The following is a 24,631-nucleotide window of genomic DNA, read 5'->3' on the forward strand; positions in this document are numbered from 1 at the left end:
GCGGGCTGCACCGCCGCCGCAGCGGCGGCGGCCTTTCCACCCAGGCCCACCATGGCAAGCATCCTCGCCGTCAGGCCGCCGAACCACGTCGACTTCGCAGCGGGCTCCACGACCGGCTCCGGGTGGCCGGCTTCGGCTGAGACGACGACCCCGCCGGAACCAGCCACTTGCCCGGGCCGACCCGCTTCGGCTGACGCAGTGACCTCGCCTGGACCGAAGTCCTGCTCCGGTCGGGCGACGCCGAGCGGCACGGCGATCTCGCCGGGGTCGCCGACCGGGCCGTCCGCCGCCACGGCGGGTTCCACCGCCGCTTCGTCAGCGTGCGGGGCAGGCGGCGGGGAGCCGAATGGTCCGACCGGCTGGGTGCCGGTCTCGCCTGGTAGAGCCACGACCTCGGCAGCCTGCGACGTGGCGGGCTGCGCCTCGGTGAGCTGAACGTCAGCGGACGGAGCGACGTGTGGTGTGCCGTGTTCACCGCTGGAGGCAGGGGTGTCGGTGGTCGGCTCGACGGCGGGCTCATCGAGCATGCCGCCCGAGGGCGGCGAGTCGGCGGGGCCGGTCTCCGGCAGGTGGGGACGGCCCACCGGCGTCCACGGGTTGGTGAGCAGGTCTTGCCTGGTCCAGACGGGTTCGCCGTCGGCGCGCCAGGCGATGGCGATCTCCCAGCGCGGCAGGGGTTCTCCGGGGTACCACTTGCCCTGGCGGTATTGGACGAGGCCGGTGGGGGCGTAGATGGCGCGGAGTCGGTCGGCGAGGTCGACGGCGCGTTCGCGTTTGTGGGGGCCGTCGGCGGCGGTGGTCCACTGGGCGCTCATCTGGTCGTCGATGGAGACGAAGGTGGGTTCGCCGCCCATGGTGAGGCCGACGTCGGCGGCGGCCATCCGCTTGTCGATGGCGGCGCCGGAGGCGGTGATCCGGTCCCATTGGGAATCGGTGTAGGGCAGGGTGACTCGCGGGTCCTCGTGCACCCGGCGCACCACATTGCTGAATTCGAGGGTCGCCTCGGTGATCCCGGTGGCGCCGGTGATGGGGGCGGCCGCGCCGGGATGCGGGGTCGCGGCGAGCGGGATGTGTCCCTCCCCGGCGAACAGTCCCGAGGTGGGGTCCATGCCGATCCAGCCCGCGCCGGGGATATAGACCTCGGTCCACGCGTGCAGGTCGGTGAAGTCGGCGCTCGGCCCGGACGGCCCGTCCAGCGACGGCGTGTCCGAGGTGAGCTGCACCAGGTAACCGGAGACGAACCGCGCGGCCAACCCGAGTTCGCGCAGGATGCCGACGAGCAGCCAGGCCGAATCACGGCAGGACCCCAGCCGGGTCCGCAGCGTGTGATCGGGCGTCTGCACCCCCGGCTCCATCCGCACCGTGTAGTCCACCGTGCTCCGCAGCGCGTAGTTGAGTTCGACCAGGTAGTCGATGACGCGGATGCGCCCGTGCGGCCCGTGCACCCGCACCCAGTCGCGCAGCAACTCCCCTGGCCCCGAACCCGGTTCGCCCTCGTCGACCGGTCGCAGATACGGCTCCAGGTCGGTGGCCAGCGCCTCGGGGTAGGCGAACGGGAAGTGCTCGGCGTAATCCTCGACGAAGAAGTCGAACGGGTTGACCACCTCGAGATCGGCGATCAACCCGACGGTGATGGACAACTCATCGGTCGGCTCCGGAAAGACGAGGCGCGCAACGAAATTGCCGAACGCGTCCTGCTGCCAGTTCACGAAGTGCGCGGCCGGGGTGACCTGGAGCGAGTAGGCCTCGATCGGGGTCCGCGAGTGCGGGGCAGGCCGCAGCCGCACCTCGTGCGGATGCACCTCGACGAGACGATCGAAGGAGTACGCGGTCCGGTGTTCGAGCGACACCTTGATGCCCATGGGTCAAGTTGACCACAGGCCACCCGCCCCGGGCGTGCCGATGAATCGGGCGTTTCCCGACGGGCATCATGTCGAAACCCGCAGGCAACACACCGTAGGCTGGACCGGTGAGCTATGACCACATCCTCTTGCCGTCCGGCGTCGCCACCTCCGTCGACGAGGTGGACGCGTACCTGGCCAGTCAGGAAGGTCAGCCGGAGTCCGCGGAGATCGCGCAGATCGCGGCGGTGCTGAATGGCCGCAACGGCGAACTGCCGGTGGACGACACGTTTCTCAGCGTGGAATCGGTCGGCGGCGCGACCGGGACCACGCTCTACGTCCCGTCGCCGTACGACGCCGTCGGTTTCGTCCGCAACCTGCTCTTCGACCTCGCCACCCCGCGCGGCTACGCCATCTACGATCCGCAGCTGAGCTGGCTGATCGATCCCCAGGGTCACATCCCGATCCGCGTCACCCACGGCGGCGCGGGTGAGTTCCCCTATCTCACCGAGGAATTGGCGCATCGTTGGGTCGCAGGCCTGGCCGACCCCAATCCGTACCTGATCGTCGAACGCGGCGAGCAGCGCTACATCCAGACCTACCGCGATCCCGACGGCGGCTACATCCTCGAGTACCGCGACGGTTCACCCAAGCAGCACTTCGGCACCAGCAGCGACGACCCGGCCCAGGTCGCCAGGGTGATCTGGGACTGGGCCACCGAGCAGCCCGACGCGGGGGCCGAACTCGCCTGGGACCGGGTGAAGCTCTAGAGCGCGCGGCGCCCCGACAGCGCGCGACCCAGCGTCAGCTCGTCGGCGAACTCCAGGTCACCGCCCATCGGCAGGCCGGACGCCAGCCGGGTGACGGTGAGCCCGGGGAAATCGCGCAGCATGCGCACCAGGTAGGTGGCCGTCGCCTCGCCCTCGGTGTTCGGGTCGGTCGCGATGATCACCTCGCTCACGTCGACGCCGTCGTCCTGGTTGCCGATGCGGGTCAGCAATTCCCTGATCCGCAGCTGATCGGGACCGACGCCACTGAGCGGATCGAGCGCACCGCCGAGCACGTGGTAGCGACCACGGAACTCGCGGGTGCGCTCGATCGCCTGCACGTCCTTGGGTTCCTCGACCACACAGATCATGGTGCGATCGCGGCGCGGGTCGGCACAGATCCGGCACAGTTCGCCGTCGGCGACGGTGCCGCACGAGACACAGAACTGCACGCCGTCGCGCACCTTCTGCAGGGCCGCCTGCAACCGGTCGATCTCCGGCGGCTCCACCTGCAGCAGGTGGAAGGCGATGCGCTGCGCGCTCTTCGGACCGACGCCGGGCAGCTTGCCCAGCTCGTCGATCAGATCCTGAACCGGCCCCTCATACATCAGAAATCAGGCAGACCGGGCATCGAGCCGCCGCCGAGGCCCTGCGAGAGCGGGCCCAGCCGCTCGGCGGCCAGCTTCTGCGCGTTGGCCATGGCGTCGTTGATCGCGCCGATCACCAGGTCCTGCAGCCCGTCGACATCGGACGGGTCGACGACCTTCGGATCGATGGTCAGCGACTGCACCTCGCCGCTCACCTTGATGGTGGCCTGGACCAGACCACCACCGGCCTGACCTTGCACTTCGGACTCGGCGAGCTCGGCCTGCGCCTGCATCACCGCTTGCTGCATCTGCTGAGCCTGGGCCAGCAGGGCCTGCATATCGAACTGACCGCCATCGGGTTGCACCAGCACGTCCTCTCAGAAGTTTCGTCCGCGTCAAGCGTAGTCCTCACGCGCCGCCGGGATACTCCCACACCCGGGGCGGCGGCGGCGCGTACCGACGAGGCCGTTATCCGTGATCCGCCTGGTAACAGCTTGATTGCTGACTCGCCGGACCGGATCGGGCAGTGGCTGCCCCGCTTAGGATCGGACGGGGTCGGAACCGGGTACAGCAACCGTAGGGAGAACAGATGAAGGCTCACCGCACTTCGCTCGTCGCTGCCTCCGTCGCCGCGACGGCCCTGGCGGTTCTCGCCCCGACGGCATCGGCCGAACCGGTCGCCGACTACGGGGGCGGCTGCGTGGTCGATCCGGGCAATTCGGCAGCGACACTGGATTCGCTGCGGTTTCGCTGCAGCGTCACCCAGCAGGATCAGATCTACCGCGACGCGCAGGCGGGCGCGGTGCCGTCCGGAGTCACCAACGGCTGGGTGACCCGCCCGCCGCAGTTCGCGCCGACGGCCTCGGCCCTGTGGATCGGCAAGGTGTTCCGCACCGGCCCCGACGGAGGCAGCCTGACCAACCGCGTCACCGGCGCCGGAATCGAGGCGTTCCCGGCCGACGTCTACCGCGCGCCCTCGATCCTCGACGGCGGGCCCGCCTGGGCACTGAACTACGCACCGTCGCCGACGCCGCAGGTCTACGACGAGATCCGTGAGATCGCGCCGGGCGTCTGGTTCGGCTATTCGTGGTGGCGCGCGGACGGGTGGCCGCTGCTCGCGGCGTTCGTGCTTGCCCCGGCCTGAGTCAGAGCAGCGCGAGGACGTCGTCGAAGGCGGCCTCGGCGGCGCCGAGCAGTTTGGAATCCGCACCGAGGCGTGACTTCTCGATCCGCACGCCGCCGATCGCCCGGCTCACCATGCTGCGCCGGCGGACCTCCTCGGCGACTCCGGCGACGGCGGCGTCGGGCAGCGCGGTGAACAGGTCACCGAGGACCAGCAGTTCCGGGCCGAGGATATTGACGACATTGACCAGGCCGAGCGTCAGCCACTCCAGATAATCGGCGAGCGCGGGCCCGCCGTCGCCGGGCAGGGCACGCAGCTCCGCGACGATGGCGCCGCGCGGGCCGTGCTCGGACCGGCCGAGCGCGCGGCACAGCGCGGCCTCGCCGACCTCGGTCTCCCAGCAGCCGGTATTGCCGCAGTGACAGGGCCTGCCGTCGGGTCGCACCGTCATGTGCCCGATCTCACCGAGGTACCCGGCGGCGCCGCGCAGCAGCGTGCCCTGGGAGATGAGGCCGCCGCCGACGCCCACGTCGGCGGAGACGAAGACGGTGTCGCCCGCCCCGCGTCCAGCGCCGCGCGCGTATTCGGCGAGGGCGCCGAGTTCGGCGTCGTTGCCGACCACGACCGGGATGCCGAGCACGCCGGTCAGCCGCGAGCCGAGCGCCACGTCGGTCCAGTCGAGGTTCGCGGCGTCGTGCACCAGGCCGTCCGCGCGGCGCACGACACCGGGTACCGACACTCCGGCCGCCACCGGGCGCAGCCCGAGATCCGCGGCGAGCAGCGTGGCCGACTCGGCGATGTGGGTGATCACTTCGGCCGGTTGCCGTTGCCGCCCATGCAGATTCCAGCTGTTGCGGCCCAGGATCTGCCCGCCGAAGCCGACCAGCGCGATGCCCGCGTGCTCGACCTGCACGTCCACCGCCAGCACCACCGCAGCCTGTGGCTGCGGCAGGACAAGCAGCGAGGGGCGACCGGCCCCGCGCGCCAGCCGCGGCACCCGCTCCTCCACCAGTCCGCTCTCGGCGAGCGCGTCGACGAGCATCTTGATGGTGGAGCGGTTGAGCCCGAGTTCGGTGGCCAGCGCCGCGCGGGTGGCGGGGCCGCCGATGTGCAGCAGGCGCAGGAGGCTCGACCGGTTGAAGCGGCGCACCTCGTCCGGTCGGGCGACGGTCATGGCCTCTTGAATACCACTGTGGCGCTCATCGTTGCACCACCGCCGCGCGCCGCCGGGACAGCGCGTCGACCGAGGCCGCCAGCAACAGCACGAGTCCGGTGACGATGGAGACCACCGCCGCGGGCTGTTCCAGCAGGCCGAGGCCGTTCGAGACCACCGCCAGCACCGCGCCGCCGATCACGGCGTCGGCCACCCGGCCGCGTCCGCCGAAGAGCGAGGTGCCGCCGATCACGGCCGCGCCCACCGCGAACAGCAGGGTGTTGAGCCCGCCCGCCTGTGGATCGACCGACCCGACCTTCGACGAGTAGACGATCGCGCCGACCGCGGCGCACGCCGAGCAGATGACGAACACGCTCGCCCGCAACTGGGTCACATTGATGCCCGCCCGCCGTGCCGCTTCCGCGTTGCCGCCGACCGCGTAGATGTGGCGGCCGTAAGTGGTCCGGTTGAGCACATAGGTACCGACCACCAGCAACGCCAGCACGATCGGCACCACGTACGGCACCCCGGAGATCTCGACGAGATCGTTGGGCGAGCGGTTCACGGTGAGCGCGGCCGTCACCACCGCCGCGAAGACGGTGAGCGCCCCCACCTTCGCGAGCACCAGCGGCGTCGGCCCGGTGACCAACCCGCGCCGCCGCCGCAGGAAGTGCCCGCCCAGCGTGACCGCCGCGTAGCCGCCTGCCGCCACCACGAACAGCGCCCAGCTGCCCACCGTCGACAGGTTGCCGTTGGCGACCTTGTCGAGCACGGGCGATGAACTGATGCCGAGCACGCCGCCCTCGCCGATGAGCTGCAGGATCACGCCCTGCCAGGCCAGGAACAGCGCCAGCGTCACCACGAACGATGGCATCCCGATCTTGGCGATGAGGAAGCCGGTGATGCAGCCGATGGCCGCGCCGACACACACGGCCAGCAGCATCTCCACCCACGGATTCGCCGGGAACCCGATGACGGTGATCGCCACGCCGAGCAGCGACATGGCCACACCGGGCCAGATCCGCAGCAGCGCCGCCAGCACCGCGCCGAGCACGAGCAGCGCGTTGAAGACGAAGAAGACCGTTGACCCCATGCCCGCCATGAGGTTTCCGTCTTCGACGTAGTGCATGGCCAGCACCGCGCCGGCCACACCCGACGCGGTACCCGCCGACAGATCGATCTCCCCGATCAGCAGCACGTAGACGATGCCGATCGCGATGATCGTCTGCCCGGCGCCCTGCGCGAGCAGATTGGCGATGTTGTTCAGCGAGAAGAACACGTCCGACAGCACCGAGAAGAACACGATCAGCGCGACCAGGCCCAACAACGCGGGCAGCGAACCGATCTCGCCGGCGCGCAGCCGCGCCACATAGTCGCCGAGTGCCTCCCTGGTCGACCGGGTGGTGGTGTCGATCCCGAAGTCGGTGACGGCCGTTTCCTGCTTCTCCACCAGCTCGCTCACAGGACCACCGCCTCCGGCCGCGCCAACCCGAGCTCACCCGAGCGGCCCGCCGTGATCAACTCGACCACCTGTCCGTGCGTGACGTCGGCGGTGCGCACCTGGGCGGCCATCCGGCCCAGGTACAGCACCGCGATCCGATCCGCGGCCTCGAACACGTCGGCCAGGTTGTGGCTGATCAGCACGACGCCGAGCCCCTGCTCGGCCAGACGCCGCACCAGGTCGAGCACCTGCCTGGTCTGGGCGACGCCCAGTGCCGCGGTCGGCTCGTCGAGCAGCACCAGATTGCTGTTCCACAGCACCGCTTTGGCGATCGCGACGGTCTGTCGCTGGCCACCGGACAGTGCCGAGACGGGGGTGCGCACCGACTTCACGGTCCGCACCCCGAGCGAGGCCAGGGTGCGCCGCGCCGCCTCCTCCATGCTCGCCTCGTCCAGCAACCACGGCTTGCCGCGTTCCCGGCCGAGGAACATGTTGCCGACGATGTCGAGGTTGTCGGCCAGCGCCAGATCCTGGTAGACCACCTCGATGCCGAGTTCGGCGGCGTCCTTGGGTCCGCGCAGATGCACCGGCTCGCCACGGAAGCGCACCTCACCGGAGTCCGAACCATGGATCCCGGCAATACATTTCACCAGTGTGCTCTTGCCAGCGCCGTTGTCGCCGACCAGCGCGGTGACCTCACCGGCGGGCACGGTGAGGTCGACATCGTGCAGCACGTGGACCGCGCCGAAGCTCTTGTTCAGCCCGGTGATCCGGAGTAGCGGCTCGCTCATGTCCTCGGCCCTCAGCTGATCCCGAGCTCGGCGCAGGCCGCCGCCAGATCGCCACCGCAGATGTCGGCGACCTTGACGAACCCGGCGTCCACGACGACCTTCACCTCGGCACGCGTCACGGTCTGCGGCTGCAGCAGCACCGACTTCACCTCGCGCTTGCCCTTGGGGTCCTGGCTCACGTTCACCGCCAGCGCGTCCGCGGCCGCCTTGTCGCCCTTGGCCAGCGCGGCGGCGAGTTTCGCCGCGGTCTGCGCCTCCTCGAGGATGGGCTTGAACACGGTCATGTACTGGTCACCGCGCAGCACGGCCTTGAGGCCCTCGGCGGTGGCGTCCTGGCCGGTGACCGGGACCTTGCCGTTGAGCCCGTTCTTCTTCAGCACCGTGATCACCGCGCCGGCGAGCCCGTCGTTGGCCGCGACCACGCCGTCGACCTTGCCGCCGTTGCCGGTGAGGATCTGCTCGAAAGTGGTGCCGCCCTTCTGGTTGTCCCAGCCGTCGATGGCCTGGGAGCGCACCAGTTTCAGCGTGCCGTTGTCGTAGAGCGGCTTCAGAACGTTCTGCTGGCCCTGGTGGAACAGGGTGGCGTTGTTGTCGGTGGGCGCGCCCTCGATCTCGACGACCTCGGCGCCCGGCTCGGCCCGCAACGCGTCCGCGAGCGCGCGGCCCTGCAGCTCACCGACCTTCACGTTGTCGAAGGACACGTAGTAGTCGGACGACCCGCCCAGGTTGAGGCGGTCGTAGTCGATCGTCGGGATGCCCGCCTTCTTCGCCTTGGCCGCGACCGCGCCACCGACCTCACTGTTGATCGCGGCGATGACGAGGACCTTCACGCCCTTGGCGATCATGCCGTCGGCGAGGGTGGTGAACTTCTGCACGTCGCCCTGGGCGTTCTGCACGTCGGCGTCGAAGCCCTCGGCGCGCAGCGCCTGCTGCAGCATGGGCTTGTCGAAGGATTCCCAGCGGGCCGACGTGGCGGTCTCGGGCAGGATCACGCCCACCGTCGGTCCGCCGCTGCCGCCCGACGCCGCGTCGGATTCGTCGCCGCCGCCGCTGTTCGATCCGCAGGCGGTGAGCGTCAGTGCGCCGGACAGCGCCAGCGCCACGGCTGCGTGCCCCAGGCGGAACTTCCGGTTGTTCGTCCTCATCACGGTGACCTTCCCGAACCGCGGTCCCGCCACTTCTTTCGCTGTGACGTAGACCACTCTCGATATGTTGTGGTCAACAACATATGCGAATCGGGCCCGGCGGAACGGCGAAATCGGACAAACCGTTCGCGTTCACCTGCGCAGAGTGTCGTCCGGTCTCCTTGACAGCCTCGCGGTGTTGACCCTCCCGCCACTGGAGGGTGTTGTCTTGTGCACATGACAGCGACCGTGGCGATCGGCGAGTTCGCCCGCCTCACCCATCTGAGCGTCAAGGCCCTGCGCTACTACCACGAGATCGAGCTGCTGGAGCCGGTCGCGGTGGACGCGGGCACCGGCTACCGGCGCTATTCCACCGACCAGGTGGATCGCGCCCACCTGATCCGGCGCCTGCGCGACCTCGACATGCCGCTCCCCGACATCCGCACCGTGCTCGCCGCCGCCGACCCGGCCGACCGGGATGCCGCCCTGCGCGCGCACCTGACCAGGATGGAAGCGGAGTTGCAGCGCACCCGCGACGTGGTCGCCTCGCTGCGCGCCCTGCTCACCACCCCGGCGCCGCCGCTGCGGGTCGACTATCGGGTCGAGCCCGCCTTCACCGCGCTCACGGTCACCGAGCGGGTGGATCACAGCGCGATCTCCGCCTGGTGCGACCAGGCGTTCGAGCGGCTCTACACCGGCTTGCTCGCGGCCGGAGTGACGCCGGGAGGCGTTGCGGGCGCGACCTATTCGGCCGAGTTCTTCACCGAGGACGCGGGCGAGGTCACCGCGTACGTGCCGCTGCCGCCCGGCGCCGCGCTCACCCCGCCCGCCGGGCTCGCGATCACCGAGTTCGGCGCACAGCGCTTCGCCATCGCGGTGCACACCGGCGCGTTCGAGGACTTCGACCGCACCTACGGCGCCCTCGGCAGCCACGTCGCCGAGCACGACACCGTCGCGCCCGGCCGGCCGGTCCGCGAGCGCTATCTCGTCGGACCCGACCTCACCAGCGATCCCACCGAATACCGCACCGAAGTGTGCTGGCCCATCACCGAAGGAGAAAACCCATGAGTCTCACCATCGACAACATCACCTACGACTGCGCGAACGCGGGCGCGCTCGCCGAGTTCTACGCCCAGCTGCTCGAACGCACCGTCGACCCGGAGGCGTCGGAGTTCTTCGCCACCGTCGGTCAGACCGAGGGCGCCACGCCGGTGCTGATGTTCATCCAGGTCCCGGACAAGACGCCGGGCAAGAACGTCATCCACCTCGACCTGCACGCGGTCGACTGGCGCGAGCACATCGACCGCGCGATCGGCCTGGGCGCCAAGCACATCGGCGACTTCGACGAATACGGCCAGCAGTGGGCCACCCTCGCCGATCCCGAAGGAAATCTCTTCGACATCGGCAAGGAGTGAGTTCAGGCGAGCTCGCTCGCCAGGTTGCCCAGCACCTCGGCCTGGATCTTCTTCAGGCCGAGCGGGGCGAAGATGCCCTCGAAGATGCCGGAGACCCCGCCCGCTCCGGTCCAGGTGGTGCGGAGCGTGACCTGGGATCCCGCGCCGTCCGGCGTGACGGTCCAGGTGTTGACCATCGAGGAGTTCGCGTCGCGCTCGGTGAGGATCGAGTCCGACACGGTGACGTTCGCGCGCACGTTGCGGGAGCGCTTCTCGGTGGCCTGCAGGGTCCACTCCACCACGGTCCCCGCGCCCTTGCCACCCTCGACGACCTTGTAGTCGCGGTAGTGCGAGGAGAGGATGCGCGGGCGGACCGTCTCGTAATCACCGATCGCTTCGAGCGTGCGCTGCGGATCCGCGGCGACGGTGATCGAACTGCTTGCGCTGACCTGTCCCACTGTTGACTCCTTGTCGGGGGTGCGAAATCGACCGGGTTACATCCTGCCCTGCCGGGCTACGAGTCGCCCGACCAGGTTGGACGAGTGGGAAACAGGTGCGTGACATTTCCCCGCCGCGCGGGCATATCCGGTGGCCGGACAGGCACGGTCGTACTAGCGTCGAAGTGTGGCACTGAGTCTTTTGGGTAGGGCTGGTCACGAACCGGCCGCACGCGAGTCCGGATATGCCGCGCACCGAGCGGGTGTGGAGCGATTGCTTGCCAGCTATCGCGCCATTCCACCCGGCGCCGTCGTCCGGCTGGCGAAGAAGACGTCGAACTTGTTCCGGGCCAGGGCGGCGACCACCGCGCCCGGCCTCGACGTGTCCGGACTCGGCCAGGTGATCGCCGTCGACCCGAAGGCCCGCACCGCCGACGTGGCGGGCATGACCACCTACGAGGACCTGGTCGCGGCGACCCTGCCCTACGGGCTGGCGCCGCTGGTGGTGCCCCAGCTCAAGACCATCACGCTCGGCGGCGCGGTCACCGGCCTGGGCATCGAGTCGACCTCGTTCCGCAACGGCCTGCCGCACGAATCGGTGCTGGAGATGGACGTGCTGACCGGCTCCGGTGAGATCGTCACCGTCCGCCCGGACGACGACACCGCCGACCTGTTCCGCGGCTTCCCCAACTCCTACGGCACGCTCGGCTACACGGTCCGCCTCAAGATCGAACTCGAACCCGTCCAGCCCTTCGTCGCGCTGCGGCACGTGCGCTTCCACGACCTGCGCGAACTCGAAGCCGAGCTGGAGCGCATCGTCACCGAGCGCAGCTACCAGGGCGAGCGGGTCGACTATCTAGACGGCGTCGTGTTCACCGCCACCGAGAGTTACCTCACACTCGGGCGGCAGACCGACGAACCCGGCCCGGTCAGCGACTACACCGGCATGGACATCTACTACCGGTCCATCCAGCACGCCGAGGGCGTCGCGCGCGACCGGCTCACGATCCACGACTACCTCTGGCGCTGGGACACCGACTGGTTCTGGTGCTCGCGGGCCTTCGGCACCCAGAACCCGAAGATCCGCCGCTTCTGGCCGAAGGCCTACCGGCGCAGCAGCTTCTACTGGAAGCTGGTCGCCCTCGACCGCAAGTACCACATCGGTGACCGCCTGGAAGCCCGCAAGGGCAACCCGCCACAGGAGCGCGTGGTCCAGGACATCGAGGTGCCGGTGCACCGCACCGCCGACTTCGTCGAGTGGTTCCTGCGGGAAATACCGATCGAGCCGATCTGGTTGTGTCCGTTGCGGTTGCGCGACACCGCGGACACACCGGCGGGCGACCGCCCGTGGCCGCTGTATCCGCTCGAGCCACGGCGCACCTACGTCAATGTCGGATTCTGGTCCGCCGTTCCCACGAAGCCGGGTGAACCGGAGGGGGCGGCCAACCGCGCGATCGAGAAGATCGTGTCCGAATTCGACGGACACAAGTCGCTGTACTCGGATTCCTACTACGCCGAGGACGAGTTCGCCGTGCTCTACGGCGGCGAGACCTACACCGAACTGAAGAAACGTTACGACCCGGACCAACGACTGCTGAATCTGTATTCGAAGGCGGTGCAACGCAAGTGACGACATTCAAGGACCGATCCGAGGTCTTCGCCGAGCTGGGGACCCGGCTCAGCATTGCCGAGGTGTTCGAGACGCTCATCGACGGTGAGATCCCGATCCGCTTGCGGGCCTACGACGGCAGCGCGACGGGACCGGAGGACTCGCCCTACACCCTCGACATCAAGACCCCACGCGGCATCAACTATCTGGCCTCGGCGCCGGGCGATCTCGGCATGGCTCGCGCCTACATCGCCGGCGACATGACGGCCGAGGGCGTACACCCCGGCGACCCGTACGACATCTTGAAGGCCATGCAGGCCATGAAGTTCCACCGCCCGTCGGCGCTGTCGCTGGTCACCATCGCACGCTCGCTGGGCTGGGAGCGGCTCAAGCCGGTCGCCCCGCCGCCGCAGGAGACGCTGCCGCGCTGGCGCCGGATCGCGCTGGAAGGCCTGCGCCACTCCAAGACTCGCGACGCCGAGGCCATCCACCACCACTACGACGTCTCCAACAAGTTCTACGAGTACGTGCTCGGCCCCTCGATGACCTACACCTGCGCGGTCTACGGCGAACCCGACTGGACCCTGGAACAGGCGCAGGAGAACAAGTACCGGCTGATCTTCGACAAGCTGCGGCTGAAGGAAGGCGACCGGCTGCTCGACATCGGCTGCGGCTGGGGCGGCATGGTCCGCTACGCGGCCCGGCGCGGCGTGCAGGTGATCGGCGCGACGCTCTCGGCCGAGCAGGCCGCCTGGGCCCAGCAGAAGATCGCCGAGGAGGGGCTCGGCGAGCTCGCCGAGGTCAGGCACTGCGACTACCGCGACGTCGTCGAGGGCGAATTCGACGCGGTGTCCTCGATCGGGCTCACCGAGCACATCGGTGTGCACAACTACCCGTTCTACTTCGGCTTCATCAAGGACAAGCTGCGCGACGGCGGCCTGTTCCTCAACCACTGCATCACCCGGCCGGACAACACCCGCACCACGAAGGCGGGCGACTTCATCGACCGCTACGTCTTCCCCGACGGCGAGCTGATCGGTTCGGGCCGCATCATCTCCGAGATCCAGAACATCGGGCTCGAGGTGCTGCACGAGGAGAACCTGCGCGAGCACTACGCGCTGACCCTGCACGAATGGTGCAAGAACCTGGTGGCGAACTGGGACGCCTGCGTCGACGAGGTCGGCGAGGGCACCGCCAAGGTGTGGGGCCTGTATATGGCCGGCTGTCGACTCGGCTTCCAGCGCAACGTGGTTCAGCTGCACCACGTGCTCGGCGTGAAGCTGGGCTCCGACAGCGCCTGGCAGGTGCCGCTGCGCCCCTGGTGGCAGCCGTAGGCCACGGCTGAGCTCGGGTCCGCCCGAGCTCAGCCCAGCAGTTCGTCCAGGAAGTGGGCGGGCACCTCGTTCAGGATCGGATGCGGTTGCCCGTCATGGGCTTGCGTGCGCAGCACGTGCAGCAGGCCGACGACACCGGGCCCGGCGTCGAGCAGCGGCCTGGTCCAGCCCAGGTCGGCGCAGGTGCGCAGCACCGGCAGGACCAGCCCGGTCGCCTCGCCGACCCAGCCCGCCGCGGCCAGGCACTCGGCGAGCAACAGGGTCGCGTCGAGTTCCGCGCGGGGACGCGACTGTTCGAGCAGCCGGGAGTACAGCACCCTGGCGTATCTGGCCGCCCGGTCGTCGGCGCGCAGGCGCTGTTCGGCGAGCAGTGTCCTGATCTGGGCGAATTCGCGCGCCTCCGCGATCAGCGCCGCCGCGCCGGAGCGACGGCGTTTGCCGTTGCCGGACACCTCGACGGTGAAGCGGTCGGCGCCGTCGCCGTTGCTCAGGCCGAGCCGGGATCGTTCGGCGCGCACGTGCGCGTCGAGCCTGGCCAAGCCGTTCTCCGACGCCACCCGCGCACCCTCGTCGAGCCGCGCGGCCGCGGTGTACTGGTCGCCGAGGGCGGCCTTCACCCGCGCGCCGATCACGAAGGTCGCGATCTGGAAGTCGACCGGCCCGACCCGGGTGAGCAGTTCGTGGCTCTCGTCGAGCAGCCGATCGGCCACCGCGAGATCGCCACGCCGATAGGCCAGCTCACCGAGCAGTGCCGCGGCCACCCGCGCCGCGTCCGAGCGCGGCCCCGACCGTGCCCGCGCCGTCTCGTAGGCCAGCTCGAAACATTCGGTCGCGGTGGCGATGTCGAGCTGCTCGTAGGCGGCGTCGCCGCGAGCGCAGAGTCCGAAGACCGGGCCGAGCGGGTCCTTGGAGCGCACGTGGTAATCGGCGGCCCAGTCCTGCATCTCGGTCACGCCGTCGAAGTCGAAATCGCAGAGCCGGACGAAGGACACCAGGTTGGCGGCGGTGGAGACGATCCAGGCGGGCAGCTCGTCGGGCGCGTCGAGGCAAGGCGTGAGCCGTTCGACGACCTCGGCGGTGTCGTCGTGGGCCACCCGGTCGGCGGCATCGAGAACGGTGGCGGCGCAGCGCTGCTCGACCAGCTCCGGCTCGCCACCGCTGCGGGCGAGCAGGCTCGACAACCGGCCGAGCGCGGAGCGGGCGGTGCCGGTCTGCTGCAGATTCATGTTCGCCCGCGCGACCGCCATCAACAGCTTCGAGCGCGAAGTCACCTGCTGCACCGGCAGTTTCGAGACGCTGCCGAGCAGGGTCGCCAGCCGGGAGCCGTCGATCAGGTCCATGCCGCCGCTTTCCAGCAGGTCGGCGGCGAGCTTGAGGTCGGTGGCGGCCAGTGCGTGATCGACCGATTTGCGCAGCAGCTGATGCTCAGCGTACCAGCGGGAGGCCTTGCGGTGCAGCAGCTTCGCCCTGCCCGGATGCACGCGCTCGAGCCGGGCACGCAGATGTTCGGCGAACAACGGCTGCATCCGGTACCACTCCGGGTCGTGCTCGATCCGGTGCAGGAACAGTTCGCGCTGCTCGGCCTGTTCCAGCAGGCTCGCGCCGTCGGGCACGTCGGCGAGCACCGCCGCGAGCGAGCCGTTCACCCGCTCGACCACCGAGATCGCCATCAGGAATTCGAGCAGGCCCGGTTCGATGCTGTCGAGCACGTTCTCGGCCAGGTACTCGCGCATGCCGTGCCCGCCCTCGGCGAGCTGACCGAGCAGCGCGGCCGGGTCGGCCTTGCCCCGCAACGTCAGGCTGACCAGCTGGATGGCGGCGGGCCACCCCTCGGTCGCCAGATGGATCTGCTCGACCTGCTCGTCGGTGAGCGCGAAACCGTTGCGCTCCAACAGGATCTGGCGCGTCTCGGCCTCGGTGAGGCGCAGCTCGGCCGCGCCGAGCTCCACCAGCTCGTCGCGCACCCGCAGCCTGCTGATCGGCAGCCCGGCCTGGTCGCGGCTGGTGACCACGAAACGCACGTGGTGGCAGCCGTTGTCGAGCAGCGTCGCCATGGCGCGGTGCACGCCCTGGTCACGCACCCGATGCCAGTCGTCGACGATCACCACCACGCTGCGGTCGCTGGCGTGGATCTCGTCGATCAGCGTGGCGATCACGAAGGCGACGGCGTCGGCGGGACGTTCCTCGAGCACCTGCTCGAGTCCGTTGCCCACATCGGGTCGCACCCGCCGGATGGCCTGGATGAGGTGGGCGAGGAACCAGATCTCGCTGTCGTCGTCCTGGTCGACGCCGAGCCAGGCGACGGGGATGTCGCGCGCGACCAGATCCGCGCGCCACTGGGCCGCGATCGTGCTCTTGCCGAAGCCCGCGGGCGCGTGGATGAGCGCCAGCCTGCGGTTGCCGCCCGCGCGCAGCACGTCGAGCAGCCGCTGCCGGGGGAACGGCTCGCGGGCCGGGGTGGGCGGCCGGAACTTGGTGGCGGCGGTGGGCGGCAGGGTGCAGGAGTTGCCGCCGCCGCGGGCGCCGGAGGTCTCGGCGGGGCGCAGCGTCAGTGGCCAGCTGTGCCGGGCGGTCACCGCTTTCAGGGTCTCGGGGGTGTCGTCGGAGTCCGGTTCGGTATCGAGCAGGGCCATCTCGTCGGGCATCTGGCCGTGCGCGCGCTGCACGTCGCGCAGGAGCTCGCCGAACTCGTAGGCCGAGGCCTGGCGGTCGGCCGGATCGGGCGACATGGCCTTCTCGATCGCGGCGGCCAGGTCGCCTGGGATGTCCTGGGAGCGCAGATCCGGCACCGGCTGGGTGGTGATGCGCAGGAACTGCGCCACCACCTTCTCCCCCGCCTGCCGCTCGAACGCCGCATGGCCGGTGAGCAGGGCGAACAGGGTGGCGCCGAGACCATAGATATCGGACCGGACAGTCGGTTCATGGCCCTTGAGCACCTCCGGCGCGGTGAACGCGGGCGAGCCGGTGATCATGCTGCTCGAGGTCTGGAATCCGCCGGGGATACGGGCGATGCCGAAATCGGTGAGCTGCGGTTCGCCGTACCCGCTGATCAGCACGTTCGCCGGCTTCACGTCGCGGTGCAGAATGCCCGCCCGATGCGCCGACTCGATCGCCGCGGCCAGTTTCACCCCGGCACGCAGGGTATCGGCCCAGGTCAGGGGACCACGGTCGTGGATGAGCCGCTCCAGCGAGCCGCGCGAGCAGTACGGCATGACGATCAGCGGCAGGCCGGTCGCGGTGACATCGACCTGCAGGATGTCGACGATGTTCGGATGCCCGGACAGCCTGCCCATCGCCTGTTCCTCGCGCAGGAACCGCTCCCGGCTCTCCTGATCGATCTCCGAGGACAGTACCTTCACCGCCACCACTCGATCCAGCGCGGGCTGCAGGCACCGATACACCACGCCGAAGCCGCCGCGCCCGATCTCCTTGGCCGCCGTGAGTCCCATCGCGTCGAGTTCGGCGATCACCGTCTCGTCGACCTCGCCGGGGGCGAGCGCGCGCTGCGTGTGCGTACCTACCGGTGACGACTCGGCCGGCCCGCGTTGCATGCGGGTCTCTTCCGGATCCATGTGACCACCCCTCGAAGCGAATCGGCGTCACCGGCGCAGGTGTACAACTCCAAGCTAGCGCGATCGCGCATCCATCGGGTGGAGATTCGGCGCTGTGGCGGTCGCGATCATCGTCTTCGCTGGTCAGCGCATGGCGAGCGCGATGAGCTGGGTGCGCTGTTCGGCGGCGAAGTTGTTGTCGGCGACCAGCACCAGGGTCTTCTCACCACTGCTCAGGCGCGGTCCCCAGGTCATGCCCTCGATATTGTCGACGGCGTCGACGCCGAGGTCGGTGAGGTCGGCGAGCAGCCGCTTGGTGACGGGTCGCGCGCCCGCGAGCGGCGCGTCGAGCACATTGCTCGCCTGGGTCACGTCGACCTCGAACAGCCGCACCCGATTGCCGACACCCTTGGCGAAAGCCCGTTCCAGTACCAGGAATCGGGTCGGATCGAACGGATCGGCGGCCAGTATCGCGGTGACGCCGTTGCTGGACTGGCCGGGTTCGGGCCGCGAGTCCGCGAAGACCGGCTCCAGGGGATACGCGTACTGCGCGAGCAGCGGGCCGAATCGGGTCTGCACGGTGATCCTGGTGGTGGCGCCCGTGGTCGGTGTGGCCGCGGGTCCGTCGGTGAGCAACGGGCCTTCCAGCGCGGTGACGACCAGCGTGCCGCCCGCGGCGAAGGTCACCGCCTCCAGCGCCTGGTTCTGGCGTGGGCCCGAATCCGCGCGCATCCGTTCGTTTTCCGGGATCGGAAGCTCGGCGCCGAACGCGCCGTCGGGGCGCGCGATCCGGACCGACGGGTCGGCGAGCACGGCGCCCGCCCGCTCGCCCTCCTGGGTCCACAGGTAGTCGCCGGTCAGCGGGTCGACCCGAATGTCCTCGGGGTCAACGGACTTCGGCGGATAGGTCGAGCCGTCGGGGCGGCGCAGCGGCGTCGTCCCGGTGAATTCCACAGCTCCCAGCCCGGCTTCGGTCACGGGAATCCGGGCGGTGTAGAAACGTGCGGGGTTCTTCTCGGACCTGTCGTCGCTGAGCAGCACGAATTCGCCGGTGGCGGAGAGATAGTCGATGCCGGAAAGCCCACCGACGACGGTGCCGCCGAAGTCCAGGTCGTTGGCCACGACCTGCTCCCCCAGCACCCGCACCGCGCCCGGATCCGCCGCGCCGACGGGCGCGCACACCCCGGCCAGCACCGTTCCCAACACCACCGCGGTCATCCGACGTCCCATGACCGGTCACGCTAACCATCCCGGAGTGCCCGTGGGTGAACAGCGTTCGAACACCGCAGTAAGGTCGATGACACGAACTCGGGGGAGGTCAGAGTCCCCCGCGCCGACAGGGGGGCTTCGCGATGACCTATCCGTCCGGAAACCAGGATCCGCAGCAGTGGGGCCAGCCGATGGGCTACGGCCAACCGCAGGAGATCCCGCCCCTCGGTCGGCCGCCGAAGTCGAACGCGGGCTGGATCGTCCTGGCATCGGTGCTGGTCCTCGCCCTGCTCGGCGGCGCGGGACTGCTGGTGGTCGGTGCGAAGGACACGGTCGCCGGATCGCCGGTGGCGGCGTCGGGCGCGGCGCCGGTCTCCGACACCGTGCGCACCTCCACAGCCAAGCCGACCACCACCACGAAGCCGCCGAAGGCGGACGCGAAGCTGAGCTACACCGAATACGAAGGCCCGTGGGACTTCAAGATGGGTGATGTGACGCTGCGCGCCGACTGGATCGAGGGCCGCGATCACGACACCTGCGCCCCGATCGAGAAGGACGGCAAACTCACCGCCCTCGGCTGCCGGTACGCCGCCGAACTGGTCCTCTCCGCCGAAGCCGGCGCCCTGCGTTTCGCCCAGTTCATCCTGGTCATGCCCGACGCCGCCACCGCGAAGACCGCGGCCGCCGAGATCGATCAGAAGGCACTGAAACCCCGCCCCGGCACCACCATCGACGATTTCGCGACCGGCAAATGGAAGGCGGGCGCCCAGGAACAATTCGTCGTCGTCACCCTCGCCACCGCCACCTCGGCCGTCGACGAACCCACCGTCCAGAAATACCTCGGCTACCGCCACGCCGACATCCTCGCCGCCCTCCTCTTCCGCTGAGGACCGAGCCCGCGAAAGCCGACAGCCCCGGTTCGCGAACCGGGGCTGTCCTGGCGTGATCAGTGCGTTGCCGGTGCGCGGCGGAGGTTGAGGGTGTACATGACCAGGGCGCCGAGGGCGGCGCCTACCGGCCAGGAGAGGGCGGTGATATTGCCGTTGTCGGGGGCAAGGGCGACGATCACCGCGATCGGGCCCGCGATGGCCAGGGCGATCAGGGCCTTGGGGTTGAAGCCGCGGGTGTACCAGTAGCTGCCGGTGGGGTCGTCGCTGTAGAGGTCGGTGAGGACGGTGCGCTGTTTGCGCACCAGGTAGTAGTCGACGACGAGGATGCCGAAGACCGGGCCCATCAGGGCGCCGACGCCGCCGAGGAAGTAGATGATGAAGTTCTGGTTCTCCCACAACTTCCATGGCAGGACCACGATCGACAACAGCGCGGTGATCACGCCGCCGGTGCGGAACGAGATGTACTTCGGCGCCGCGTTGGAGATGTCGTAGGCCGGCGAGACGAAGTTCAGGACCACATTGATCCCGACGGTCGCGGTGGCGAACAGCACGGCGGCGATCACCACGATCACGTCGCTGTCGATGTCGGCGACCAGGGCCACCGGATCGGCGAGCACCTTGCCGTACACCTTCAGCGTGGCCAGCGCGATGATGATCGAGAGCACCACGAAAGCGGTCTCGTTGAACGGAATGCCCCACGCGTTGCCGCGCAGCACGGCCTTGCGGCTGGGCGAGAAGCGCGCGAAATCGGCGTAGTTCACCAGCGGTCCCGCCATGAACGCCACCATCAGGAACGCCACGCCGACGAAGGTCGCCACCGTCGCGCCGCCGCTGAGCGGTTCCCCCGCCCGTGCGTTGAAGTCGATGCTCCAGTCGGCCTTGCCGAGGATCCAGATCGCCAGCGCGATCATTCCGATCCAGACCGCGGGCCCGGCGAAGTCGGAGGCCTTGCGCACCACCTCCATGCCGTAGTTGATGATCGCCAGCTGCACGGTCCACAGCACCAGGAAGGCGATCCAGCCCAGCGTGGAGAGGCCGAGCACATCGTTGCCGGTGAGCGATTCGAGGCCGGGCGCCACCCGCAACAGCAGGATCATCAGCGCGGTGGAGGCCAGGTAGGTCTGGATGCCGTACCAGAACACCGCGACCAGGGCCCGTAGCAGCGCGGGGATGTTCGCGCCGAACACCCCGAACGCGCCGCGGGCGAAGACCGGGAACGGAACCCCGACCTTCTGCCCCGCGACGCCGATCAGGTTGCTGCCCAGCCACAGCATCAGCACACCGGCGAACAGCGCGAGCATCGTCTGCCAACCGGACATGCCGAGAGCGAGCATGCCGACGGCGAAGCCGTAGCTGGCGATGCTGTGCGCCGAGGTCATCCAGAGGCAGAAGATGTCCCAGGTACGCCAGGTCGCCGTCTCCTTGGTAGTCGGTGCCAAGTCGTCGTTGACCAGCGTGGAACTGCTCGGCGCGTCATCGGACGGCCGTACCCGAGTTTCTGTCATCGGATGTCCTTAGTGCTTCGATCGTGCTAACTGTTCCGCGGAAAACCGAGGTCGATGCCGCCGTGGCTCGGGTCGAGCCAGCGGGAGGTGATCGCCTTCTCCTGGGTGAAGAAGGCGAAACCGTTGGGGCCGTATGCTTTCGCGTCGCCGAACAGCGACGCCTTCCAGCCGCCGAAACTGTGGTAGGCCACCGGGACCGGGATCGGCACGTTGACGCCGATCATGCCCACGGTCACCTGACGCTGGAAGCGCCGCGCGGCGCCGCCGTCGTTGGTGAAGATGGCGGTGCCGTTGCCGTAGGGCGAGGCGTTGATCAGCTCGACGGCCTGTTCGAACCCCTCGACCCGCACCACCGACAGCACCGGTCCGAAGATCTCGTCGCGGTAGACCGCCGAACTCACCGGCACCCGGTCGATCAGAGTGGGGCCGAGCCAGAAGCCGTTCGGGTCGCCGTCGAAGGTGGACGCGCGCCCGTCGACCACCAGTTCCGCCGCGTCGGCGACGGCGGTGTCGAGGTAGCCGGCCACCTTGTCGCGATGCTCGCGGGTGATCAGCGGGCCCATGTCGCAGCCGCGGCGGCCGTCGCCGGTGCGCAGGTCCTTCATCCGGTCGGCGATGCGCGCGACCAGCTCGTCGGCGACCGACTCGGTGGCCAGCACCACGCTCACCGCCATGCACCGCTCGCCCGCCGAGCCGAACCCGGCGTTGACGGCGGCGTCGGCGGCCAGGTCGAGGTCGGCGTCGGGCAGCACCAGCATGTGGTTCTTCGCCCCGCCGAGAGCCTGCACCCGCTTGCCGTTGGCGCTCGCGGTCCGGTACACGTACTCGGCGATCGGCGTCGATCCGACGAACGAGATGGCCCCGACCTCGGGATGGGTGAGCAGCGCGTCCACGGCCTCCTTGTCACCGTGCACCACATTGAGCACCCCGGCGGGAAGTCCGGCCTCGGCGGCCACCTCGGCCAGCCAGTTCGCCGCCGACGGATCCTTCTCGCTGGGCTTGAGGACCACGGTGTTACCCGCAGCGATGGCGATCGGGAAGAACCACAGCGGCACCATCGCCGGGAAGTTGAACGGGCTGATGATGCCGACCACGCCGACCGGCTCGCGCACGGAGTACACGTCGACCCCGGTCGAGGCGTTCTGGCTGAACTCGCCCTTGAGCAGGTGCGGCATCGACAGCGCGAATTCCACCACCTCGAGCCCGCGCGCGATCTCGCCCGCCGCGTCCGAGAGCACCTTGCCGTGTTCGGCGGTGAGGATCTCGGCCAGCGCGTCCTTGCGGGCGTTGAGCAGTTCGCGGAAGTTCAGCAGGAAGCGGTGCCTCGTCGCGATCGAGGAATCCCGCCAGGCGGGCAGCGCGGCCGCGGCGGCCTTGACCGCGGCGTTGACGTCGGTGGCCGTCGCCATCCGGACCGTGCGGCGCGGCACGCCGAGCGCGGGGTCGAAAACCGGTGCGGTGCGGGTCGATTCCCCGGTCCACGGCTTGCCGTCGACCCAGTGCTCGAGTGTGTCGGTGGGATGCGTCATCGGATCTCCAAAGGGTTGGCCAGTACTTCACTCAGCGCGGCGACGGCCTCGGCGACCTCGGCCTCGGTGACCACGCAGGGTGGAACGAAATGAATCCGGTTGTCGGCGCCGAACACCAGCACGCCCCTGGCGGCCAGCCCGGCCTTGACGCGCGCGATGGTCGCGGCGTCGACGGGTTCGCGGGTCGTCCGGTCGGCGACCAGCTCGATCGCCCAGAACACGCCCTCGCCACGGACCTCGCCCACGATCGGGTGCTCAGTGGCGAGCTTGTCCAGCGCGGGGCCGATCACCGTGCGGCCGATGCGTTCGGCGTTGTCGACGATGCCCTCCTCGGCCATCACGTCCAGCGCGGCGACGATGGAGGCGGCCGCCAGCGGATGGCCGCTGTAGGTCAGTCCGCCGGGGAACACGCGCTCGTCGAAGGTCGCGGCGACGGCATCCGAGATGACGATGCCGCCGACCGGCACGTACCCCGAATTCACGCCCTTGGCGAAGGTGATCAGGTCGGGGGTCACGTCGTAGCCGTCGAACGCGAACCACCGTCCGGTGCGGCCGAATCCGCACATCACCTCGTCGAGGATCAGCACGATGCCGTAGCGGTCGGCGATGGCGCGCACCCCGGCCAGATAGCCCGGCGGCGGCACCAGGATGCCCGCGGTGCCCGGCACGCTCTCGACCAGAATGGCCGCGATGGTCTGCGGACCCTCCGCCTGCACGACCCGCTCCAGGTGCCGCAGCGCGCGTTCGCTCTCCTGCTCCGGTGTCTCCGCCCAGAACTCGCTGCGATACAGGTACGGACCGAAGTAGTGGACGTGGCCGCGCGCGTACTCGTTCGGCATCCGGCGCCAGTCGCCGGTCGCGACCACCGCCGCGCCGGTGTTGCCGTGATAGGACCGGTAGGCCGAGAGCACCTTGTCGCGGCCGGTGTGCAGGCGCGCCATCCGGATCGCGTTCTCGTTGGCGTCGGCGCCACCGTTGGTGAAGAACACCTTGTTCATGCCGTCGGGCGCGTGCGCGGTGATCCGCGCCGCCGCCTCGCCGCGCTGCAGGTTCGCGACCGCGGGACCGATGGTGGTCAGCCGCGCGGCCTGCTCGGCGATCGCCGCGGTGACCACCGGATGCTGGTGTCCGATATTGACATTCACCATCTGACTGGCGAAGTCGAGGTATTCGCGACCGGCGTGGTCCCAGACCCGGCAGCCGCGGCCGCCGGCCAGCACCATCGGGTCCAGGCTCGCCTGCGCCGACCACGAATGGAACACATGGGCGCGATCGAGTTCGTAGGCGCGCGCGTCCAGATCGACGCCGACCGCCGCCCCGGTCATGCCGACACCTTCGTCGCGGTGATGGCCTGCCGCAGCCGCGGGATCACCGTTTCGCCGTAGACACGCAAGGTCTCCTCCTTGTTGTCGTGTTGCAGATAGCCCGCGAACTGGTCGACGCCGAGATCGGCGAGTGCCCGCAGCTTCGCGATGTGTTCCTCGGGGGTGCCGAGCAGGCAGAACCGTTCCACGATCTCGTCGGAGACGAAGTCGGCGTGACTGTTTCCGGCCCGGCCGTGCTCGTTGTAGTCGTAGCCCTTGCGGCCCTCGATGTAGTCGGTGAGCGCCTCGGGCACGCCACCGGTGCCGTAGCGCTCGACGATGTCGGCCACGTGATTGCCGACCATGCCGCCGAACCAGCGGCACTGTTCGCGCATGTGCGCGCGATCGGTGCCGACGTACATGGGCGCGGCCACACAGATCTTGATCGAATCCGGGTCGCGCCCCGCCGCTTTCGCCGCCGCGCGCACGGTGCCGATCATCCACTCGGCGATGTCGAGGTCCGCCAGCTGCAGGATGAAGCCGTCGGCCACCTCACCGGTCAGCGCGAGCGCCTTCGGCCCGTAGGCCGCCACCCAGACATCGAGCGTCGAGCCCGTGCTCCACGGGAATTGCAGTGTGCTGCCGTTGTATTCGACAGGCCGCGAGTTGGCCAGTTCCCGGATCACATGGATCGATTCGCGCAGGGTGGCCAGCGTGGTCGGTTTCCCGCCGCCCACCCGCACCGCCGAATCGCCGCGGCCGATCCCGCAGATGGTGCGGTTGCCGTACATCTCGTTGAGCGTGGCGTACAGCGAGGCGGTGACCGTCCAGTCGCGGGTGGCCGGGTTGGTCACCATCGGGCCGACCGTGATCCGTCTGGTCTCGTGCAGGATCTGGCTGTAGAGGACGTACGGCTCCTGCCACAGCAGGTGCGAATCGAAGGTCCACAGGTGGCTGAAGCCGTGTGCCTCGGCCAGTTTCGCCAGCTGCACGGTGCGCGCGGCCGGCGGGTCGCACTGAAGTACCGCTCCGAATTCCATGG

General features: G+C 69.4%; 20 protein-coding genes and 1 pseudogene. 7 read left to right on the forward strand and 14 right to left on the reverse strand.

The window, feature by feature from the left end:
* Positions 1 to 590: 590 nt before the first annotated feature.
* Positions 591 to 1,862, reverse strand: a pseudogene (locus QH270_RS34545) (transglutaminase family protein); the annotation flags it as partial.
* 107 nt (positions 1,863 to 1,969) lie between these two features.
* Here QH270_RS34545 and QH270_RS19280 point away from each other — a divergent pair.
* Positions 1,970 to 2,611, forward strand: a complete 642-nt coding sequence (locus tag QH270_RS19280) for a hypothetical protein (RefSeq protein WP_280344324.1) — start codon at positions 1,970 to 1,972, stop codon at positions 2,609 to 2,611.
* Here QH270_RS19280 and recR read toward each other — a convergent pair.
* Together recR and QH270_RS19290 are read right to left on the reverse strand one after the other, a co-directional pair.
* A complete protein-coding gene (gene recR / locus QH270_RS19285) occupies positions 2,608 to 3,216 on the reverse strand; it encodes a recombination mediator RecR (RefSeq protein ID WP_019044526.1) in 609 nt (202 codons plus the stop codon). The two genes, QH270_RS19280 and recR, sit on opposite strands and share 4 nt — an antisense overlap.
* Complete coding sequence (locus tag QH270_RS19290) at positions 3,216 to 3,533, reverse strand: YbaB/EbfC family nucleoid-associated protein (protein ID WP_432420382.1); 318 nt, start codon at positions 3,531 to 3,533, stop codon at positions 3,216 to 3,218. The genes recR and QH270_RS19290 overlap by 1 nt, the downstream gene beginning before the upstream one ends.
* A 251-nt stretch (positions 3,534 to 3,784) precedes the next feature.
* Between QH270_RS19290 and QH270_RS19295 the strand changes: the two genes are divergently transcribed.
* The gene (locus QH270_RS19295) at positions 3,785 to 4,339 is read left to right on the forward strand and encodes a hypothetical protein (RefSeq protein WP_280344331.1); all 555 of its coding nucleotides are present in this window, start codon (positions 3,785 to 3,787) and stop codon (positions 4,337 to 4,339) included.
* A gap of 1 nt (position 4,340) precedes the next feature.
* Here QH270_RS19295 and QH270_RS19300 read toward each other — a convergent pair whose 3' ends face one another.
* The 4 genes from QH270_RS19300 to QH270_RS19315 are packed head-to-tail and all read right to left on the reverse strand — an operon-like array spanning position 4,341 to position 8,848.
* The gene (locus QH270_RS19300; protein ID WP_280344332.1) at positions 4,341 to 5,492 is read right to left on the reverse strand and encodes an ROK family transcriptional regulator; all 1,152 of its coding nucleotides are present in this window, start codon (positions 5,490 to 5,492) and stop codon (positions 4,341 to 4,343) included.
* A gap of 25 nt (positions 5,493 to 5,517) precedes the next feature.
* Entirely contained in the window at positions 5,518 to 6,933 is a 1,416-nt protein-coding gene (locus QH270_RS19305) for a sugar ABC transporter permease (RefSeq protein WP_280344336.1), read from the reverse strand.
* Positions 6,930 to 7,703, reverse strand: a complete 774-nt coding sequence (locus QH270_RS19310; protein ID WP_280344338.1) for an ATP-binding cassette domain-containing protein — start codon at positions 7,701 to 7,703, stop codon at positions 6,930 to 6,932. Before QH270_RS19310 ends, QH270_RS19305 begins: the two co-directional genes overlap by 4 nt.
* A gap of 11 nt (positions 7,704 to 7,714) precedes the next feature.
* Positions 7,715 to 8,848, reverse strand: a complete 1,134-nt coding sequence (locus QH270_RS19315; protein ID WP_280344340.1) for a sugar ABC transporter substrate-binding protein — start codon at positions 8,846 to 8,848, stop codon at positions 7,715 to 7,717.
* Between the two features lie 216 nt (positions 8,849 to 9,064).
* Between QH270_RS19315 and QH270_RS19320 the strand changes: the two genes are divergently transcribed.
* On the forward strand, positions 9,065 to 9,895 hold the full coding sequence (locus QH270_RS19320; RefSeq protein ID WP_280344342.1) for a MerR family transcriptional regulator: 831 nt from the start codon (positions 9,065 to 9,067) through the stop codon (positions 9,893 to 9,895).
* The gene (locus tag QH270_RS19325) at positions 9,892 to 10,242 is read left to right on the forward strand and encodes a VOC family protein (RefSeq protein WP_280344344.1); all 351 of its coding nucleotides are present in this window, start codon (positions 9,892 to 9,894) and stop codon (positions 10,240 to 10,242) included. Before QH270_RS19320 ends, QH270_RS19325 begins: the two co-directional genes overlap by 4 nt.
* Before the next feature lie 2 nt (positions 10,243 to 10,244).
* Here QH270_RS19325 and QH270_RS19330 read toward each other — a convergent pair whose 3' ends face one another.
* On the reverse strand, positions 10,245 to 10,679 hold the full coding sequence (locus tag QH270_RS19330) for an SRPBCC family protein (RefSeq protein WP_280344347.1): 435 nt from the start codon (positions 10,677 to 10,679) through the stop codon (positions 10,245 to 10,247).
* A 172-nt stretch (positions 10,680 to 10,851) separates the two neighbouring features.
* On the opposite strand from QH270_RS19330, the gene QH270_RS19335 reads away from it, so the two are divergent.
* Together QH270_RS19335 and QH270_RS19340 are read left to right on the forward strand one after the other, a co-directional pair.
* Positions 10,852 to 12,288 carry an FAD-binding oxidoreductase gene (locus tag QH270_RS19335; protein ID WP_280344393.1) on the forward strand — a complete coding sequence of 479 codons (1,437 nt, stop codon included), beginning with the start codon at positions 10,852 to 10,854 and terminating at the stop codon, positions 12,286 to 12,288.
* On the forward strand, positions 12,285 to 13,601 hold the full coding sequence (locus QH270_RS19340) for a class I SAM-dependent methyltransferase (protein ID WP_280344350.1): 1,317 nt from the start codon (positions 12,285 to 12,287) through the stop codon (positions 13,599 to 13,601). Before QH270_RS19335 ends, QH270_RS19340 begins: the two co-directional genes overlap by 4 nt.
* Positions 13,602 to 13,630: 29 nt before the next feature.
* Here QH270_RS19340 and QH270_RS19345 read toward each other — a convergent pair whose 3' ends face one another.
* Entirely contained in the window at positions 13,631 to 17,173 is a 3,543-nt protein-coding gene (locus tag QH270_RS19345; RefSeq protein WP_280344353.1) for a serine/threonine-protein kinase, read from the reverse strand.
* A 123-nt stretch (positions 17,174 to 17,296) separates the two neighbouring features.
* Positions 17,297 to 18,382: an esterase-like activity of phytase family protein gene (locus QH270_RS19350; protein ID WP_280344356.1), complete on the reverse strand. Its 1,086-nt coding sequence runs from the start codon at positions 18,380 to 18,382 to the stop codon at positions 17,297 to 17,299.
* Between the two features lie 122 nt (positions 18,383 to 18,504).
* Between QH270_RS19350 and QH270_RS19355 the strand changes: the two genes are divergently transcribed.
* The gene (locus tag QH270_RS19355) at positions 18,505 to 19,248 is read left to right on the forward strand and encodes a hypothetical protein (protein ID WP_280344358.1); all 744 of its coding nucleotides are present in this window, start codon (positions 18,505 to 18,507) and stop codon (positions 19,246 to 19,248) included.
* A 59-nt stretch (positions 19,249 to 19,307) separates the two neighbouring features.
* Here QH270_RS19355 and QH270_RS19360 read toward each other — a convergent pair whose 3' ends face one another.
* From QH270_RS19360 to QH270_RS19375, 4 genes are read right to left on the reverse strand one after another with little or no spacing between them, the layout of a single operon-like run.
* Entirely contained in the window at positions 19,308 to 20,756 is a 1,449-nt protein-coding gene (locus tag QH270_RS19360; protein WP_280344360.1) for an NCS1 family nucleobase:cation symporter-1, read from the reverse strand.
* A gap of 26 nt (positions 20,757 to 20,782) precedes the next feature.
* Complete coding sequence (locus tag QH270_RS19365; RefSeq protein ID WP_280344361.1) at positions 20,783 to 22,285, reverse strand: CoA-acylating methylmalonate-semialdehyde dehydrogenase; 1,503 nt, start codon at positions 22,283 to 22,285, stop codon at positions 20,783 to 20,785.
* Positions 22,282 to 23,610: an aspartate aminotransferase family protein gene (locus QH270_RS19370; protein WP_280344363.1), complete on the reverse strand. Its 1,329-nt coding sequence runs from the start codon at positions 23,608 to 23,610 to the stop codon at positions 22,282 to 22,284. The genes QH270_RS19365 and QH270_RS19370 overlap by 4 nt, the downstream gene beginning before the upstream one ends.
* Positions 23,607 to 24,629, reverse strand: coding sequence for a TIGR03842 family LLM class F420-dependent oxidoreductase (locus tag QH270_RS19375; RefSeq protein ID WP_280344365.1), 1,023 nt, complete (start codon positions 24,627 to 24,629; stop codon positions 23,607 to 23,609). The genes QH270_RS19370 and QH270_RS19375 overlap by 4 nt, the downstream gene beginning before the upstream one ends.
* Positions 24,630 to 24,631 lie beyond the last annotated feature (2 nt).

The organism is Nocardia neocaledoniensis (genome assembly GCF_029868625.1).
In the GTDB taxonomy this organism is placed as follows: Bacteria; Actinomycetota; Actinomycetes; order Mycobacteriales; family Mycobacteriaceae; genus Nocardia; species Nocardia neocaledoniensis_A.

Coding starts and splice junctions, on each gene's coding strand:
- QH270_RS19295 (WP_280344331.1), top strand. CDS start 3,785: ATGAAGGCTCACCGCACTTCGCTCGTCGCTGCCTCCGTCGCCGCGACG.
- QH270_RS19300 (WP_280344332.1), bottom strand. CDS start 5,492: ATGACCGTCGCCCGACCGGACGAGGTGCGCCGCTTCAACCGGTCGAGC.
- QH270_RS19290 (WP_432420382.1), bottom strand. CDS start 3,533: ATGCAGGCCCTGCTGGCCCAGGCTCAGCAGATGCAGCAAGCGGTGATG.
- QH270_RS19325 (WP_280344344.1), top strand. CDS start 9,892: ATGAGTCTCACCATCGACAACATCACCTACGACTGCGCGAACGCGGGC.
- QH270_RS19320 (WP_280344342.1), top strand. CDS start 9,065: ATGACAGCGACCGTGGCGATCGGCGAGTTCGCCCGCCTCACCCATCTG.
- QH270_RS19315 (WP_280344340.1), bottom strand. CDS start 8,848: ATGAGGACGAACAACCGGAAGTTCCGCCTGGGGCACGCAGCCGTGGCG.
- QH270_RS19355 (WP_280344358.1), top strand. CDS start 18,505: ATGACCTATCCGTCCGGAAACCAGGATCCGCAGCAGTGGGGCCAGCCG.
- recR (WP_019044526.1), bottom strand. CDS start 3,216: ATGTATGAGGGGCCGGTTCAGGATCTGATCGACGAGCTGGGCAAGCTG.
- QH270_RS19345 (WP_280344353.1), bottom strand. CDS start 17,173: ATGGATCCGGAAGAGACCCGCATGCAACGCGGGCCGGCCGAGTCGTCA.
- QH270_RS19365 (WP_280344361.1), bottom strand. CDS start 22,285: ATGACGCATCCCACCGACACACTCGAGCACTGGGTCGACGGCAAGCCG.
- QH270_RS19370 (WP_280344363.1), bottom strand. CDS start 23,610: ATGACCGGGGCGGCGGTCGGCGTCGATCTGGACGCGCGCGCCTACGAA.
- QH270_RS19310 (WP_280344338.1), bottom strand. CDS start 7,703: ATGAGCGAGCCGCTACTCCGGATCACCGGGCTGAACAAGAGCTTCGGC.
- QH270_RS19360 (WP_280344360.1), bottom strand. CDS start 20,756: ATGACAGAAACTCGGGTACGGCCGTCCGATGACGCGCCGAGCAGTTCC.
- QH270_RS19350 (WP_280344356.1), bottom strand. CDS start 18,382: ATGGGACGTCGGATGACCGCGGTGGTGTTGGGAACGGTGCTGGCCGGG.
- QH270_RS19375 (WP_280344365.1), bottom strand. CDS start 24,629: ATGGAATTCGGAGCGGTACTTCAGTGCGACCCGCCGGCCGCGCGCACC.